This is a genomic window from Maribacter sp. Asnod2-G09 (genome assembly GCF_045063795.1).
Lineage (GTDB): Bacteria > Bacteroidota > Bacteroidia > Flavobacteriales > Flavobacteriaceae > Maribacter.
Window position 1 is genome coordinate 929,383 of the sequence record NZ_JBEFOA010000004.1, and the last position, 17,092, is coordinate 946,474.

At 35.2% G+C, this 17,092-nt stretch carries 9 protein-coding genes; all 9 read right to left on the bottom strand.

Annotation, left to right across the window (positions count from 1 at the left end):
* Positions 1-20 precede the first annotated feature (20 nt).
* Positions 21-1,334, bottom strand: coding sequence for a mandelate racemase/muconate lactonizing enzyme family protein (locus tag ACJJVT_RS11110; RefSeq protein ID WP_405398679.1), 1,314 nt, complete (start codon positions 1,332-1,334; stop codon positions 21-23).
* 68 nt (positions 1,335-1,402) lie between these two features.
* On the bottom strand, positions 1,403-1,849 hold the full coding sequence (locus tag ACJJVT_RS11115) for a YhcH/YjgK/YiaL family protein (protein ID WP_405398682.1): 447 nt from the start codon (positions 1,847-1,849) through the stop codon (positions 1,403-1,405).
* Positions 1,850-1,897: 48 nt separating this feature from the next.
* Positions 1,898-3,082: a mandelate racemase/muconate lactonizing enzyme family protein gene (locus ACJJVT_RS11120; protein ID WP_405398684.1), complete on the bottom strand. Its 1,185-nt coding sequence runs from the start codon at positions 3,080-3,082 to the stop codon at positions 1,898-1,900.
* Entirely contained in the window at positions 3,070-3,990 is a 921-nt protein-coding gene (locus ACJJVT_RS11125) for a dihydrodipicolinate synthase family protein (protein WP_405398686.1), read from the bottom strand. Before ACJJVT_RS11125 ends, ACJJVT_RS11120 begins: the two co-directional genes overlap by 13 nt.
* A gap of 293 nt (positions 3,991-4,283) precedes the next feature.
* Positions 4,284-5,300, bottom strand: a complete 1,017-nt coding sequence (locus ACJJVT_RS11130; RefSeq protein ID WP_405398689.1) for a LacI family DNA-binding transcriptional regulator — start codon at positions 5,298-5,300, stop codon at positions 4,284-4,286.
* A gap of 1,979 nt (positions 5,301-7,279) precedes the next feature.
* On the bottom strand, positions 7,280-8,842 hold the full coding sequence (locus tag ACJJVT_RS11135) for an arylsulfatase (RefSeq protein WP_405398692.1): 1,563 nt from the start codon (positions 8,840-8,842) through the stop codon (positions 7,280-7,282).
* 255 nt (positions 8,843-9,097) lie between these two features.
* Complete coding sequence (locus tag ACJJVT_RS11140; protein ID WP_405398694.1) at positions 9,098-10,876, bottom strand: RagB/SusD family nutrient uptake outer membrane protein; 1,779 nt, start codon at positions 10,874-10,876, stop codon at positions 9,098-9,100.
* Between the two features lie 48 nt (positions 10,877-10,924).
* Positions 10,925-14,029, bottom strand: a complete 3,105-nt coding sequence (locus ACJJVT_RS11145) for a SusC/RagA family TonB-linked outer membrane protein (protein ID WP_405398696.1) — start codon at positions 14,027-14,029, stop codon at positions 10,925-10,927.
* A 1,594-nt stretch (positions 14,030-15,623) separates the two neighbouring features.
* Complete coding sequence (locus ACJJVT_RS11150) at positions 15,624-16,808, bottom strand: glycoside hydrolase family 88 protein (protein WP_405398698.1); 1,185 nt, start codon at positions 16,806-16,808, stop codon at positions 15,624-15,626.
* Between the last annotated feature and the right edge of the window lie 284 nt (positions 16,809-17,092).

Here is a 17,092-nt window from a genome sequence, read left to right on the forward strand (position 1 = left end):
TTTAACTCTAGTTAAAAAAGCTATTCCCTTACAATAAGTTCTTTTAATTTAAATTCATCAAATTCAATTCCCAACCCAGGACCTTCTGGTACATGAGCATATCCCGGTTCATACTTAATAGGATTTTTTAGCAGTATATTTCCTCTAGAACCAAATGCAGAAGTATTTCCAGCGATATTTCCGCCTTCTATCATTGCGGCATTTGGGGTAGCCACCATTAAATGTATAGAAGCTGCTACATATGGTGGGAATCCACTACTTACATGTGCAGACCATAACACTCCGAGTGAATCAGCTAAATCTGCAATTCTTTTACATTCCGTTATACCACCCGCACGGCCCAAATCAGGGTTTATAGCATCGGCTCCGTTTTTTATCAAAAGATCACGAAATTGAAATCTATTGCTATATGTTTCTCCGACGCAGATAGGAGTATCTATTGCTTCTGCTAATATTGGATATTTATCATATTCTTCAGGTAAAAGTGCATCTTCGAACCAAGCAATATTACCCATTTCATCGAATTTCCTGCCTACTAGAATCGCTTCAGAAAGGTTAAATGCGCCTAAAGAATCAATGAAGAGCTGTCCCTTTGTACCTACAGCCTTGGACATTGCTCTTATTCGTTCCATATCATCAGCGGTAGAACCTTTACCAAATCCTGTTTTAATTCCAGTGAAGCCCAATTTAATGGCTTCAGCTGCTTCCTCCGGAGTTTTGCCACTGGTATATGTTGGGATTGTACTTCTAAACTTGCCTCCCAGTAATTGATATACTGGTGTATCTAAATATTTTCCTAAAATATCCCATAATGCAATATCAATACCTGCAATAGCTGTTGTAAAATAACCAGTAGAATGACCTCTCATTCTTTCACTAGAATACATTTTTTCCCATAGAGGTAAAATATTCAGAGCATCTTGCCCTAATAATATTGGCCGTAACAAGTCTGAGATTACTCTTTGGTGCACCCTAGGAGCTGTTGGGGCATGACACTCGCCCCATCCTATAATCCCTTGGTCTGTGTGAATTTTTACCAATAAAGTTTGAGTATGTCCTTTTGGTCGTGACGGGCTTGCATGGTCCAATCGATGACCTACCCCAGGTTTTCCTTTCATAAAACCTATTGGCGGCATATCGATTAATTCATCAGGTTTTGCATCATCATTTGGGGAGCGAACTATAAACGTTTCAACATCTGTAATTTTAAGAATAGGTTTTACCCCTCTTCTTCTTTCTTCATTAATAGTATTTGCAAAAATACCTGTCAAAGGAGTTAAAGCCGCAAGTGGAGTTAGTGATGCTGTTCGCAATAAGTTTCTTCTAGATATCATGGTTTATAATTTAGAGTTATATTTAAGTTTTAATAGCTTTAGTATTGTTTTTATAGTGGAGTTAATAATTATATTTTCACCTTAACAACAACCTTCTTTATATCTGAATTTTTATTTGATTTTACACCCGGCATATGTAAATCATCTGGGAAAAAAATAGCAAACATTCCTTTCTCGACGCGAATCATCGATGTAGTGCTTTCATATAAAGAATAGTCTTTTTCTTTATTGATATATATGGGTATTTGATCTGTAAAGGTTGTTACTCCTATAAGCTCAACACCATTAATTATATATTGAATATCAATGTACTTATTGTGCCCTTCTAATTTGCAATCTATTTTTTCCTTTGTTTGGTAATTTTGTAAAATAGCGTAAATATTATCATTATCTACAGTGTATTTTCCAGATTCCATTTCGGAAAAATCAGTTTCATTAATATATGCAAAAGCCTGCGCTAATCTTTGACTAAGGTTTATATAGAGTTTGTGGTTTTCAATTTTATCAAGTATCATTTTTTTTTATTTAGAGCATGACTACTGTTGAGTATCAGTGATCGGATTTTATAGTAATTTCATTTTAGATTTCATTTCTTGTGTAGGTTCAGCACCTATTCCATAACCAGATGGTAAGCTGTAAAAACCAGACTGACATGTTATGTTTCCAGTGGTAAAATGATTGAAAGCTCCGAATATAGAATGCTGGTATTCGTGAGATACCACATTTTGGATAGCAGCACTCGCTTGTATACTAGCATTCAAAAAAATACCAGAGCCAATAGTTGCGTGTGGAATAATCGATAGGTGATGTGCTTGTGCATATCTAGCTATGCGCATAAATTGCGTTACGCCAGTATGCCCCATCTCAGGTTGAATAATTTGACATGCTCCTTTGTCAATTCTAAGTTTAGCATCATAGACTGTTCGCCATTCTTCCCCAGAAGCTATAGCACATTTTGTACTACGAGAAACCCATCCTAAACCATTTATATCTTCTGTTGCCACTGGAGCCTCTATAAACCAAGGCCGATATTTTAACATTTTATCTACCAACAAAACAGCTTCATCTCGGTTATGTGCCCAATGCATATCACAAGCTATTTTTGCATTTTCACCAAGATAATGTCTTAATTCTTTAATTTCTGATGTTATACCTTCATCAGCGATTGGAAGCGCAAATTTAAAAGAATTAAAACCACGCTTTTGCCAAGAAAGTGCTAACTCACAACGTTTTTCAAGTGTAGATTCTGGTAAACCAGAAACATAAGCTGGAATAGTCGTACTTCTTATACCCCCTAAAACACGAGCTAAAGGTTGTTTCGATAATTTACCAACGATATCCCAAAGAGCAATATCAATTGCGGCCAGTGCATCATGGTAAAAGCCACCATGGTAACCTCGTACCCGCATCATATCATAAAGATCTTCATATATACATTCTACATCAAAGGGATTTCTACCAATTACAAACCCTTTTAGTAAGTCTTTAATAATAGTCGCAGTAGCATTATGTGCTACCAGCCCGTAGGTTTCTCCCCAACCAACTACATCGCTATTAGTCCATATCCTAACAACAATGGAGGAGTTTTTTTGTGGATAAACAGTTTTATTTCCATTACGAATAAAATAACCGTATTCGTTAATGGTTTCGCCCTTTCTTAATGACCCTAAATATGGTGTTTCCTGCTCTAGTAAAACAGAAAACACTTCAACACCAGCAATAGTTTCGTTATTATTTAAGACACCCATGTTAATGCTTTTGATTTAATTAAATCTTCTAACATATTATTAATATCTTTCATAGCTTGCTCTTCAAGTTTTGTTATTGGAGCGCGCACATGTTGCATATTCGTAATTATACCTCGTTTATACAAAACATATTTGGTAAGTCTCGTGCGATATATTACTTGTGCAGTAAGAAGTGGTAAGCTAAGTCGGTACAGTCTACGTGCTGTGTCATAATCTCCATTTTTATAAGATTTAAATAGTGCAACATGTAAGTCTGTAATCTCTGCCGCAGGTAAGGCTCCAATGGCTCCCCTATTAAGTTCATCTATAATATAGCGAGCTCCTCCACCCCCAAATATTCCAATTAAATGCGGAATAGAATTTTTTAATAGTGAAGTAATTCTGGGACCAGATGGTAACGTTTCTTCTTTTATATAAGTAATTGAAGGATTACTACTTACTATTTCAAGAATAAACTCTACATCTAGGCCGGCACCCATTGGAGATGGAGCATTCTGTAGCATTATTTCACAATTTGGTAAGTTTTCGGAAATATGTAAAAAGTATTCTTTATGCTTAGTAACATCATTACCTAAATGTGAAGGAGCCATTATCATAAACCTAGTAATTCCAAAACTACAAGCTTCCTTTCCTAGTGCAATAACATCATTAGAATCTGGAGCACCAATACCTGCTATTAATGGAACCTTCCCATTTACTTCATCAACCAAAAGTTTTAATAAGATCCCGCGTTCTTCTTTTGAGAGAAAACTATATTCACTTGCCATACCAGGAAAAACAATTCCATCCGCTCCCGATTCAAGAGAAAATTGAATAACTTTTTTTTGAGATTCTAGATTTATTTCGTCATTATCGTTGAATATAGTCGGGATTACAGGAAAGATTCCTTTTAATGTGTTTACTTTCATTTTTTAAAATTTAAAGACTTATTTTATTTTTATGCCTATTCTTAATCTTTTTGATTTGAGTTCTCAAAAAAAAGATAATTCAGGATAAAATATGCTATAATTAAATTTAAAACGGTTTCGGGAACGCTTTAAATTTTCGGGAACGTTTCCGAAATACTTGTGGATGCATAATTTCATACAATCATAATTACACCCTTTTTGCAATTACGATGATTGTAAAAAATAAGATAAAGTCTATTGAAAGTTGTAATTATATAGGCTAAAAAGAGGAAAGAATTTTTGACTAAGTACAATTATGGTTTAGCTACAGAAGATTCTCTAATGTTTAAATCCCCGTTCATTATAATGGTTTGATGTTCTTCACTCTCTTTACTCATTAAATTTAATAATAACTCGCCTGCTTTTCGGCCCATTTCAGAGGTAGGTTGTTTTACACTACTTAATTTGGGGGTAACCAATTCCGCCATTCTGGTCTCTGTAAAACTCATTATTGCGATATCCTCTGGAATTTTATAACCATTTCCTTGGAGTGCTTTAATTACTCCCATTGCCACGCGATCATTGAAACAAAAAATGGCATCTGGGATATCCTGATTATATATTAAATCTTGGGCTGCTTCTATGCCATCATTGGTCATTAGACCTGCTTCTAATATTTTATAGTTTTCTTTTGGAAATTTATATTTAGACATTGCTTTTTTGAATCCATTTATTCTATCTTCAGATACTTCTTGCCCTTTTGGGCCACATATATAGTATATCTTTTTATAATTTTGTAGGATTAAGTGTTCCGTAGCGAAATAGCTCCATTTTTCATTATTGAACAGAACTTTTGATGCTTCCAATGATTTTTCAGCTCGACTAACAAAGACAATTGGATATCCATTATCAATAAGCTTCATATAATAATCCATATTGCTGCCTTTTGATGAAGTAGGAGCGATAATTAAACCATCTACCATATTACGAGTTAACATAATAACATTCTTTAATTCTACTTCGCTATTTTCATCTGATTGCATTAAAATTACCTGATACCCTGAAATCATTAGAATTTCCTGTATGCCCAGTGCTATTTCTGCATAATGTTCATTAATAAATTCAGGAACAATAATACCAATATTAAATGTTTTTTTTTGACTTAGTCTTTGTGCAATTGGATTTGGGAAATATCCCATTTCTTTGGCTGTTTTTAATATAAGTTCTTTGGTTTCTTTTTTGATGTCATATTTATCGTTAAAGGCTCTTGATATCGAGGAGGTAGATAAGTTTAATTTTTTTGCTACATCTTTAATTGTGATATATTTCATTTTTTAGGTTTTTTCATGCATCTTTAATGTAATTCTAAAAATATAGATTGTAAAAAGATAGAGGTTAGTAGTTGGTCTTAAGTTAATCTTTTTTGTCATGCTTTTTCATTGTTGACTAATTTGTTATTAAGGTGATGGATATTGTCCCTTTGCTTAGCTATTTGTTCATCCTAATAAATATGAGATGAAGTATCTCTAGTGAATGAAATCACCAATTCATAAATAGGTAGTTTTTATAAAATATTTCAACTAGGAAATTAAGGCTATAATTAATGTCTTATGTTTTTACATTGGAAAAATAATTTTCCTTTAGATTATACCAATAGCCTTCCATTTATTTCTGATTAGTTTTAAGAATTATATGATATTGGAGATGAAGATGTCCTGTATGGATGGTGGGTGAGAATTATTTCCCAATTGACTTACATGCGCTTTATTTTCCGTCCTCCGTAATTTAGATTTCGGTAACCCCTTTCTTTCTCTTAGCATCAAATTTTACCCGTCTTTTCTAATTACATTCCGCCGATTACGTACTCGTCAACATTTTCGGTCCTATTAATGTAATGGTTTAATACTGTGAATTATCCTGTATTCAGAAGATATCTTTGTAATAAATATTTAACCTTTGTCCATCCATATCATTTTGATCTGCCAATTCTGTTTATACATTGCAGTGGTTCTGTGTACGCAAAAAAACTATTACCCGTTAGCCTGAATTTGAATCAATATGGAGCGCCCATATATTATAACATATTTGATATGGTTACAGTAAGAATATTAATTTAATTAAGGAATGACTGCTGTTGAGTAACAACTATCCGATTTAGCTATAATATCATTTTAGATTTCATCACATATACAAGTTTAACATTGCCCCATCCTCGCTCGATAGTCTATAAATCTTGCGCCATGTTTTATGTCGTCTCTTGAAAAATGCATGTATTCCTAAAAAATGCAAAGCTGCAACTCATTAGCAATTTAATTCTGAATTGTCATACTCGCTTGATGGCTGAACTCAAAATAAGAAGTCCTATGGTCCAACGGTACTTGATATATTTCAGCATAGACAATTTCATTTTCTATGTTGAAATCAAAATAAATTCTTTATGACTATTTTCTAACCTCAAGTTTAAATCTTATTGGGTATGTAATATTTGTAGAATTGCCCCATACATGCAGGGAATCTAAAAATTTCTTTTTGAGGATTATTTCGTAAGTTCAGTGCAATATATCTTTTACACCGTCGAGAGCGGAAGATTCATAATATGAAAATTTCTTGTTTGTTTCGCATCTCCATTTCGATGTGCACTATTAATGGCTAAATGTAAATCAATGATTTCAGTTGCCAGAACAGCCCCTAAAGAACTTAAGGTAGAACTCATCAATTTTATATGTTGAACAATCACTAACAAAAACTACTAATAAATGGAGCATATCATGGTTCAAAAAATCCTTAATCGTTGGTACGGAAGGGAGGGCTTCCTCTTTGATATATTTATTAGCAGCATTGTTATTTAAAATCTGTTTCAATACTTCAGCATTTAGACCAGCTCCTTGGGGAAAAGGAGCATTTTGAAGGGCTATTGCTCCCACGGATAATACCACAGTGACGTCTTAAATGATTACTTCGTGTTTATCAGTATCCATTTCAGCACTTGGGAGCCATGAGCGTGTAATGTAGCCAATACTAACCATTCATCACCCCTTTACTCTAAAGGATAGTTTATTCTTTATTGGAAGCTCTAATTCCGGCTATAACGGGAAATCGCCTATCCAGTTTTGAAACAAGTATTCTTATCAATTCAATACGCTCAACGGAGGTCAGATAATTTCATTCACTTGCCATTCCTAAGAAAACAATTCTATGTACTCCCTAAGCAATTTCGAACTGAATTTTTTTTGTTCTACCAGATCGATTTGGAAATCTTCAGAGAAAAAAGGTGGGTATATCAGGTAAGATACCTTTTAATATAATTTTATTATTTAAACATCCACTCTAATTCCGCCCATTTCTCAGGCCCATCATTTTTTTGTGGGATGCCAGGCGTACTTCGCCCTTGGGTTATATATTTTTCTAAAAGAGATTGTAATTCCTTAACTTTTTGGGGATGCTCTGCAACCAAGTTCTTTTTTTCGGTAGGGTCTTCCTTCAAATTATACAATTGAAACTCCGGTAAACCCTGCATCTCTTCTTCAGTACTAGGAGAAGACCATCCTCCCGAGCCCGGCCATAAAATGAGTTTCCATTCTTCCTTCCTGATGGCAAAACGACCAGTACCAGAATGATGTACCGTGGCTTCTCTAAGAGGTTTATTATAACTCTCTCCTTTCAAAATGGGAAGTATACTATAACTATCTTCACCCGCGGTATCAGGAAGTTTGACATTGACCAATTCAGAAGCTGTGGCCATAAGGTCTATTGTACATATGGTTTCATTTGAAATACCTCCCTCATTTATTTTACCAGGCCATTTAACAATAAAAGGTACACGATGTCCACCTTCGTATATGTCACTTTTTTGTCCTCTGAAAATATAGCTACCATTATGTCCTGCTTTTGAAAGCTCATCACCACGAAAATCCGCCCTTGGCGATTGACCATTATCGCTAGTAAAAATCACTATAGTATTTTTTAAACTTTCTTCTTCACGAACTGCTTCCGTAATCTTGCCGACGACATGATCAACCATTAATACAAAATCACCAAAGGCATTTGTTTTGCTTTTACCAATAAATTCTGTAGAAGGAATTATAGGAGCATGAGGTGCCGTCAAAGCACAATACAAAAAGAATGGTTTGTCACTTTTTGCTTGGTCTTTGATGTATTCGACTGTTTTATCACCTAAATTTGGAAGTACTTCTATATGATTAAAATCCGGTGCTACAGGGCCTTTTCTCCAAAATGCCTTTTCATCGTAATTTACCGAGGAATCTTTAGGTATTGATGTAGCAAGGTTATTTTCAATGTATACATACGGAGGAGAAGAAAGCGATGCTGAAATGCCGTAGAAATATTCAAAACCATGCGTGTTAGGTCCATTTAGTATTGGCTTGTTAAAATCAGTTTCGGGAGCCTCTATATCATTATTCTTAATATTTGGATTGCCCACGAACTGCCAATCCCACCCTAGGTGCCATTTACCAATCATACCCGTACTGTAACCATTTTCTTTGAACAATTCCGCTATCGTCTTGCGTTCATTATTAATAATAGGTTTAGAATAGCCTTTTAGTACACCATGCTTTAATTTAGACCTCCAACTATACCTGCCTGTGATAATACCATATCGCGTAGGCGAACAAACTGCTGAGCTGGTGTGTGCATCGGTAAAAGATATTCCCTCTTTAGCCAATCGGTCAATGTTTACGGTAGCAAAGGCTGCATTTTCATTATACGCGGATACATCTCCATAGCCAAGATCATCGACCAAAATCAGTATTACGTTAGGATTTTGATTTGATTCTTGAGCAAAATTTCTTTGTGCTAAACAACTAATTGTAAACAGTGCTAGTAAGTGAAATTTAGTTAGTTTTTTATACATTAGATATTAAATTAGTATACTTTAATAATATTTATTTTTTAAGATTATTCATTATATTGCAACTCACTTTTCAGGGTTGTTTTCTTTTGTAGAATGCCAGAATTACTTTGCCCTTGGGTAATATATTTTTTCAAACGAGAGTTCGACTACGCCCTGTTTTTATCTTAAAAATTTGTGCGTTATGTCAAATTTGAAAAAATAGGGTAGAATGTTACCATACCACCCTAAAACTAAACAAAACAACTCAACTCTTTGCTAATATCCCGGATTTTGAGTTACGACACCACCACTTGCATCAATTTCTGCCTGAGGTATAGGCCAAAAATAATTTTTTCCTGGATTAAATGATCGTACCTCAAGCTCCCTGAAATCTAAATTCCCAAGCTCTTGACGAGGTTGTGTTGGTGCACCAAGATAGGTAATAAACCCATCGTCATCAATGACGGGAACAAACCTAAGTTCCCCACCGACTTTGCTAAATCCGTTTGCTGGGCTACCCAGTAAAGTAGTATTCATAACTTTCTCAGCAATTTGCCACCTTCTGATATCAAAAAGTCTAAGACCCTCGTTTGCAAGTTCAACTTTTCTTTCTCTTCTAACTATTTTTCGCAGTTCCGTTGGATCAGTAGTAGTAATAGCAGGATAAGTAAGCCCACTTCCGTTATAAGCTCTTTCCCTAATTTGGTTGATCACGTCCACTACACTATCATTTACAGTTCCCGCTTCTATATTCGCCTCAGCATAATTTAAGAGCACTTCTGCATAGCGCATAAGATATATGGGTTGCTCAGATCTTGTAGGATCTGCTCCTGTTCCCGTTACTGATCCAAATAAGATAGGTTCCTCAGAATACTTTCTCCAAAAATAACCCGTAAAAGATGTGAAACGGTTCGAGCCGGCAGATGTGTATTCAATGCCACTAACTGGGTCATTTATTTTTCTTCCTGCAGGATTTGCCGAGTTTACATTAAAAACTCGTTCTATATTAACTCCTCCTTCGACTCGCCATGTTGCGATACTATCACTGTGTTGCTGAATAATAAAATTAGTAAATTCACTACCAGGTAACACAATAGATGCACTTAATCTAGGGTCTCTATTTTCAAATGGACTTGCTGGATTGTACATTGGGTCTTCATCGATGGGTAATCCATTTATGGTTTCATAGCTATCGATAGTTTGTTGAGCAGGCACATAGGCGCACCAACCACCAAAACGGGTTCCTTGCAATTTTGCAAGAGCATGAACACGAGTGCCTTCCGTATATGAAAGATCCAGTAGCACCTCGGAAGAACCAACACCTGCAACGGTAAATAAAGATTTGTAGTCAGGAAAAAGACTATGATTACCAGAGTTGATTACTGCGGAGGCTGATTTGGCCGCTAAAGCATAGTCACCATTATATAATGCAATACGCGATATCAATGCTTTTGCCGCATCTGCAGATGCCCTACCGCGTGCAGCATCAGGCTGTACCTGCGGCAAAACGTCAGCTGACTCCTCTAAATCTACCAATATAGCGGCGACAATATCTGCTTTCGGGGTTTTGGGCAATATAAGATTGTCTAATGACGAAGTTACTTCTGTTCTAAATGGCACGTCACCGTATAGTTCTGTCAAGTAACTATAGAACATAGCCCGTAGAAAAAGAGTTTCAGCCCTAATTTCTGCAAATCGAGCCGGATCTGAGAACTCTTGTGCCTTATCCATATTACTCAACAAGTTGTTTGCTCGTTGTATACCTGTGTAAAAACGATTCCAAAAATCAACAACAATGTCATCTGTGGATGACAAACTACCCGTGGTAACCGGAACGGTACCTCCAAAATTACCTCGGCTGAACGCATAATCTGTACACTCATCCAAGAGCTGAGGAAAAGGTGCCCAAGAAACATAATTTAAGCTTTCGTATACGCCAGCAAGTGCTATTTCCAATTCAGTTTCTGATTGAAAGAAAGTATTACTCGTTGGACTACTAGGGTCTTCCAGATCCAGAACGTCTTCACAGGACCCTAAACAAATAAGGCTGACCATTAATAAGATTTTATATTTTATATTTTTCATATTGTAAAAAATTAAGTTTTAAAAAATTACATTAAGTCCCATGCTAATCACTTTGGTCATGGGATAAATAGAGCCTGTACTGAAAGCAGGTATTATCGGATCTATACCTTCAGGCATCTTACTCCAAGTAATTAAGTTTTGGCCCGATACAAATATTCTGGCACTGGACAGGTCAATTTTCTCAACCAAATCTCTTGGTAATTTGTAACCTAAGGTAACATTTCTAAGCCTTGTGTACGAGGTGTCGTGCAACCAAGTCTCATTAACTCGCCAGTTTGGGTGTGTGCTTACCGCATGCAAACGTGGGTATGGAGAGTTCGTATTTGTCGGTGTCCAATAATCGGACTGCCATTCTTGTACTTTACCGCCGTTATAGAGGGGCCACCCTATCTCATTACTAATCATAACATCCCTTCCGCCTTCATGAAGAAAAGATACTGAAAGATCGATTCCTTTGTATTCCGCAAACAGCTCTAAGCCCCAATTTTTATTAGTAATGCTACTTCCAATTGTGGTGCGGTCATCATTATTTATTTGTCCATCACCGTTTAAATCAACATATTTAATGTCTCCTGGCTCTATGGATCCAAAACTAGGTGTTGGTAAATTTGTATTTAAATCTCCCCCTGTAAAATCACTTTCTTGATATAAACCATCGACCTTAAGACCATAAATAGCGTTGATTTCTCCCCCTACCCGGTTGATAAGGTCATCTGGTGGTAATTGATCAAGACCTCCCAAACTTTGAATTTCATTGTCAAAGCTGGAATGGTTGAAATTAAAACCATATCGGAAACTATCACCTACAATATCATTCCAGCCAAGGACTAACTCATAACCTTTGTTAACAACTTTACCTGCATTTTGGGTCGGTGGCTCAAGACCTACAGATGGTGGTATTGTTACATTTAAGAGGATATCTTTTGTTGTCCGAACATAGTATTCGGCTGTCATGGATAATTTACTCTTGAAAAGTTTGGCATCAACCGCAATGTTTTCGGTTTCCCCAGTCTCCCATTGCAATTGCTGATTTGCCATAACCTGTTGTGCGCCACCAGAAACTGGTGTACCTCCAAGAGTAGCATCAGCGTTACCCAACCCAAATAGTGCCGTATATGGAAAATTCACTTCAACTGCTGCTAATTCTCCATCAGCACCTTGAACATTTGTTGCTGCTCCCCCTTCATTTGGAACTGCGTTTCTAAATATAAATTGGTTGCCCAACTGGCCCCATGACGCTCTCAACTTCAGAAAGTTGATAACTTCATTATTCTTTAAAAAACCTTCCTCTGAAATGACCCAACCAAGCGAAAATGATGGAAACGTAGAAGAGCGGACTGTGGGTCCGAAACGTGAGGAAGCATCACGTCGAACATTAGCCTCCAACAAGTATTTGTCTTTATAAGCATAATTAACCCTACCAAACACAGATTCAAGTCCATTCAATGTAGAGCTTCCTCCATTTAATTGTGTGTCAGGTGGACCTTGGTCTAGACCTCGATAATCGCTGAGCGAAAAACCCTGCCTGCTTGCATACCAAATTTGTGAATCGAACTTCAAAAATTCATATCCGGCTATAGCCGATACACTATGATTCCCAAAGTCTTTACCCCAATTGGCAACGACATTAAGAGTTTCTTGAAAAGTCGTATAGTTTTCCTTATATAAGTCATTTGATCCATGCTGTTTTTGTTGAGCCCCGGAATTCTCATAATAGCTATATTGAGAATTAAAATTATCACGGTTTCTTTCGAAAAACTGCGGAGCGTATGTTCCCGATATGGAGAAGTTATCAAAAGGTCTGTAAGTAGCCTTTAACAATCCTCTAAAATAGTTGGAAATATTATTGTGCAACGAGCCTGAATTAAGAATAGCGATTGGGTTCTTGTCACCGTTACCTGCTGAATTAGTACCGTCATCATTGATGGCCGAAAACAAGGGTTGTAGTCGGTATACTTGTCTAGTTAGGTTCGTTAAAGTTTCTGGTTGGCTTTGGTCCTCTCTCCTAAAATTCAAATCAAAGGCCAAATCTATTTTATCACTTAAATTGTAATCCATGTTGAACCTACCACTATATCTTTTAAAATTAAAGTGGCCAATATTACCATCTTGATCGGAATACGATATAGAACTGGCAACTTGTAATTTTTCAGTCCCCCCACGTACTGAAAAGTTATAATATTGTTGTATTGCGGCCTTATTGAAAAGCAAATCGACCCAATCAGTATCGGGTGCAGCCTCTGTACCAATTCCAACACCAGAACGGTATAGGTCTAGTGTTTCTTGTGAATATGAACCGGGCTCTGCCACATTAAAGGTTTCCATATACCCAAGGGAATTTAAAAATTTCAAATTTTGATTGATACTTTGAACACCCGTATATGTATTAAAGGAGGTCGTAATTTTACCTATTTTACCCCGTTTTGTTTTTACTAAAATAACTCCGTTAGTAGCTCTAGCCCCATAAATTGCGGAAGCTGCAGCATCTTTTAGAACTGAGATTGATTCGATATCATTCGGGTCTATACCATTAATATCATCAGGAATACCATCAACCAGGACTAACGGATTGTTTTTAGAGCTATTACCAAGGGTGCCTATACCACGAATACGTATAACAGCCCCATCTTGACCAGGTTGACCACTTGATTGTGTAGCTGTAAGACCAGGTACCAGACCTGATAGGGCTTGTGAAGTCTGAGTGACTGGCTGTCTAGTAATCTCTGCGGATTTGATAACCGATACCGACCCTGTTAAATTTACTTCCTTTTGGGTACCATAACCGACTACCACCACTTCATCTAATTGCTGCTGGTCATTCACCAAAAGGATTTTAATCTTGACCTGCTGACCTATCGGAATATTTTGTGTAACATATCCAATATAGGAAACTATAAGTATATCTTCAGTAGATGCGTTAATACTAAAATTACCATCAAAATCGGTTTGAGTTCCAGTTTGGGTACCCTTAATCAAAATATTGGCCCCCGGAACAGGACCTTCCTCGTCAGATACTGTTCCCGTTATGTTCTGTTGGGCATAGCCTTGATGAAGTCCCATTAAAATGAGAAGCAGCACTGTCCGAAAGCTACCTCTCAAAATTCTTAAAAATTGTTGATTCATAATTACTTTGTTTTTAATTAGTTATTTTGTTTTAAAAGTTATTGTTTCATGTGAATTTGATTTATTAGGTTATTGATTTTAAAGAAAATGATAATTCGATGAAAATCTACCATGATTAAATTTAAAACGGTTTCGGGAACGTTTTAAATTTTCGGTAGCGTTCCCGAAATACTTGTAGATGAAAAATTATTGACTGCCTTTTAATTGTTATGAATAATAAAAAATGATTACCTAAAAAGAATTTGATAATGAAATTAAGACATCAAATTAACTGAACTTCTTACAGTTTATGGTTATCAAATGAAATTAGTGAATTGAAATTAGTCAATACTAGTAAAGAGGTGGAGTTGAAAATTTTATCTCCCCTACTTCATCAAAATATGGAGATATTAATCTTTAAATATAGTTTCTTAATAATGAAATTCAATTTTCTTCGCAAACCTAAAATTTCATAAAAAGCCATTTAAAGTTATATTAAAAAATAAAACATTATCGTTTTGAAATCCTTAGAAATAAAAAAAAGAATGAAAATCTTCCCTTCCATTACTCGATTATCAAATTGCTATTCCAAAATTGAGTTGTAAATTATGATGTTAAACATATTTCTTGAACATCTCATTAGTTATCTTACATGCGAACCAAGCTCAATGACCAATGACCCAAAAATGTCAACCCAATCACTTGTTCAGTTCAGGGGATTCCTACTGCAAGAGCCGAGAAAGAGTGCCCCTTTAACTTCTTCACCAATACATCTATGCTCAATCATGCCCGAGCTAATCCGTAGATTGGGTTCTTTAGACACCCGAAATCTATAGTGAGTCCTATTTCTACTTCATGCATATGGCACAACCTATTAATTTTTTATACTGATTTGGAAGATTATTATTTAGTATGTATTTTAGTTAAAAATTAGTATTAATACAGTAAACCTTTTCGTAAACGATATTATAAAATTCAAGTATATAGTAGGGGGCAATTAGTGATTTTTTCAAATTCATAACCCGGAGGTCGTTGGTTCGATTCTAGTCCCCGCAATTAAGTTTAAAGTATTCAAATCAAAATTTTATTTTTAAGAAGTTAATTAGCATCAAATAAAAAAATATAAGATTTTCAGTAAAGCGAAAAATATTTTCTTTATCAATACATTAATTTGAAGCGAAGGGTTTATATAACAAATGACCTATTGTACTCTCTTTGATAATTTACGAAAAGTTCATTATATCATTACTTTAATTAATCCTGACAAAAGAGTTATTAAACAATAATGACTTCTACTTATGAATATTAAATATTTTTTGGTTTTAATTTTGACAACCAAAGTATCTTATATAATACCGAGTGTAAAACATGAACGAAGTCTCGTGAAACTTGAGAATTAACAAATTCACACATTTAATCTCTATATTTGAATTAAGAGGTGATTATTTCAACTTCTTTTAAAATGTAGTAGGGAGCAAATCGACAACAGAAAATATAAAATTTCGCAGAAACCTTTGTATTCAGGCATTTCTAATAATAGGTTTGAATCCTGTCGAGGTCACAAAAAACCCCATATTTTATGGGGTTTTTTTATTCTCAATAATGACGTTTAGCATTATATTTTTTCATTTCTAAGCATTAATTCTAAAAAGTAATAATCTCCGTATACAATTGGCTCATCCATCTCATCATTTTTAGGCCAATTACCAGTACTATGATCTAAGATAAAAGGAGCTTCTATTTCTGAGGATAGTACATATTCATCGCTTTTCAATGTATTCAATACTTTATCTGCATAATCAAGATAGCTAGTATCATTAGTGTATGAAGACAATTCTACTAATGCAGATGCAGTTATTGTAGCCGCAGAAACGTCTTTAACCACATTAGGTATTTTTGGATCATTAAAATCCCAATAAGGGATTCCGTCTTCAGGTAAGTTATCATGATTTAAATAGAACAAAGCCGATTTTTCTGCTTGTTCTAAATACAACACATTCTCTGTATATCTATAGCACATGGTAAACCCATAAATACCCCATGCCTGCCCCCTAGCCCAAGCTGAATCATCATTAAACCCTTGATGGGTAACTTTATCTTTAACCGCACCAGAAATAGTATCATACACAACAACATGAACTCTACTGTTGTCTTGCCTAAAATGATTTTTTAGAGTCGTATTTGCATGTTCTACTGCAATTTTATGAAATGTACTATCTCCAGAAATCTTGGTGGCCTCAAACAAAAGCTCAAGATTCATCATATTGTCTATAATTACAGGAAACTCCCAGATATCACTATTAAAATCCCACGATCTTAAACTGCCTACTTTTTCATTATATCGGGTTGCTAGTGTAGTAGCACTTTCTATAATTACTTCTTTGTACTTCTCATTCTCAGTAATTTCATACCCTTCCCCAAAACTACAGTACATTTTAAAACCCATATCATGCGTACTGCCGTTGGTTTTTTCTTTTTCCATAAAGGCTGTCCATGCTATTGCTTTTGTTTTAAAAGCCTCATCACCTGTTAGCTTATACAATTGCCAAAGATTACCAGGGTAGAATCCGCTTGTCCAGTCATTAGAAGCAACTTTAAAAATTTCTTGTGTTTTAGTATTATAACTTCTTGGAAATTCTAATGAATCTATTGGATAATCTAACAACTTCTGATAGCGAATTTGCAAAACCGAATCTGCCGAAACAATATATATTTCAGAAGATTTATTAGGCACATCTTTGCAAGAAATTGTGGCAAAAGAAATTAGAATAACGAACACCTTAATTACTTTACTTACCATAGAGCACAGTTTTAATTAGTACCGAGTAGCACATATATTACAATTGTAATTATACAAAATAATATTTGCGGTTCTTTCAGAGTAATTCCAGTTTTTTTATATTATGATATAAATAATTTAATATGTAAAACAGCTATTCCTATTAAAACTGTAACAGATTTTCACATCTGAGATAACAAATGGCATCGAGCAATAAGCCGCAGGAATTAATAACTATAGACATTAAAACAGCTGCATCTCAAAAATTAAAATTGCTAATTCAATCAGTTGTTCAGTTTTAGTAC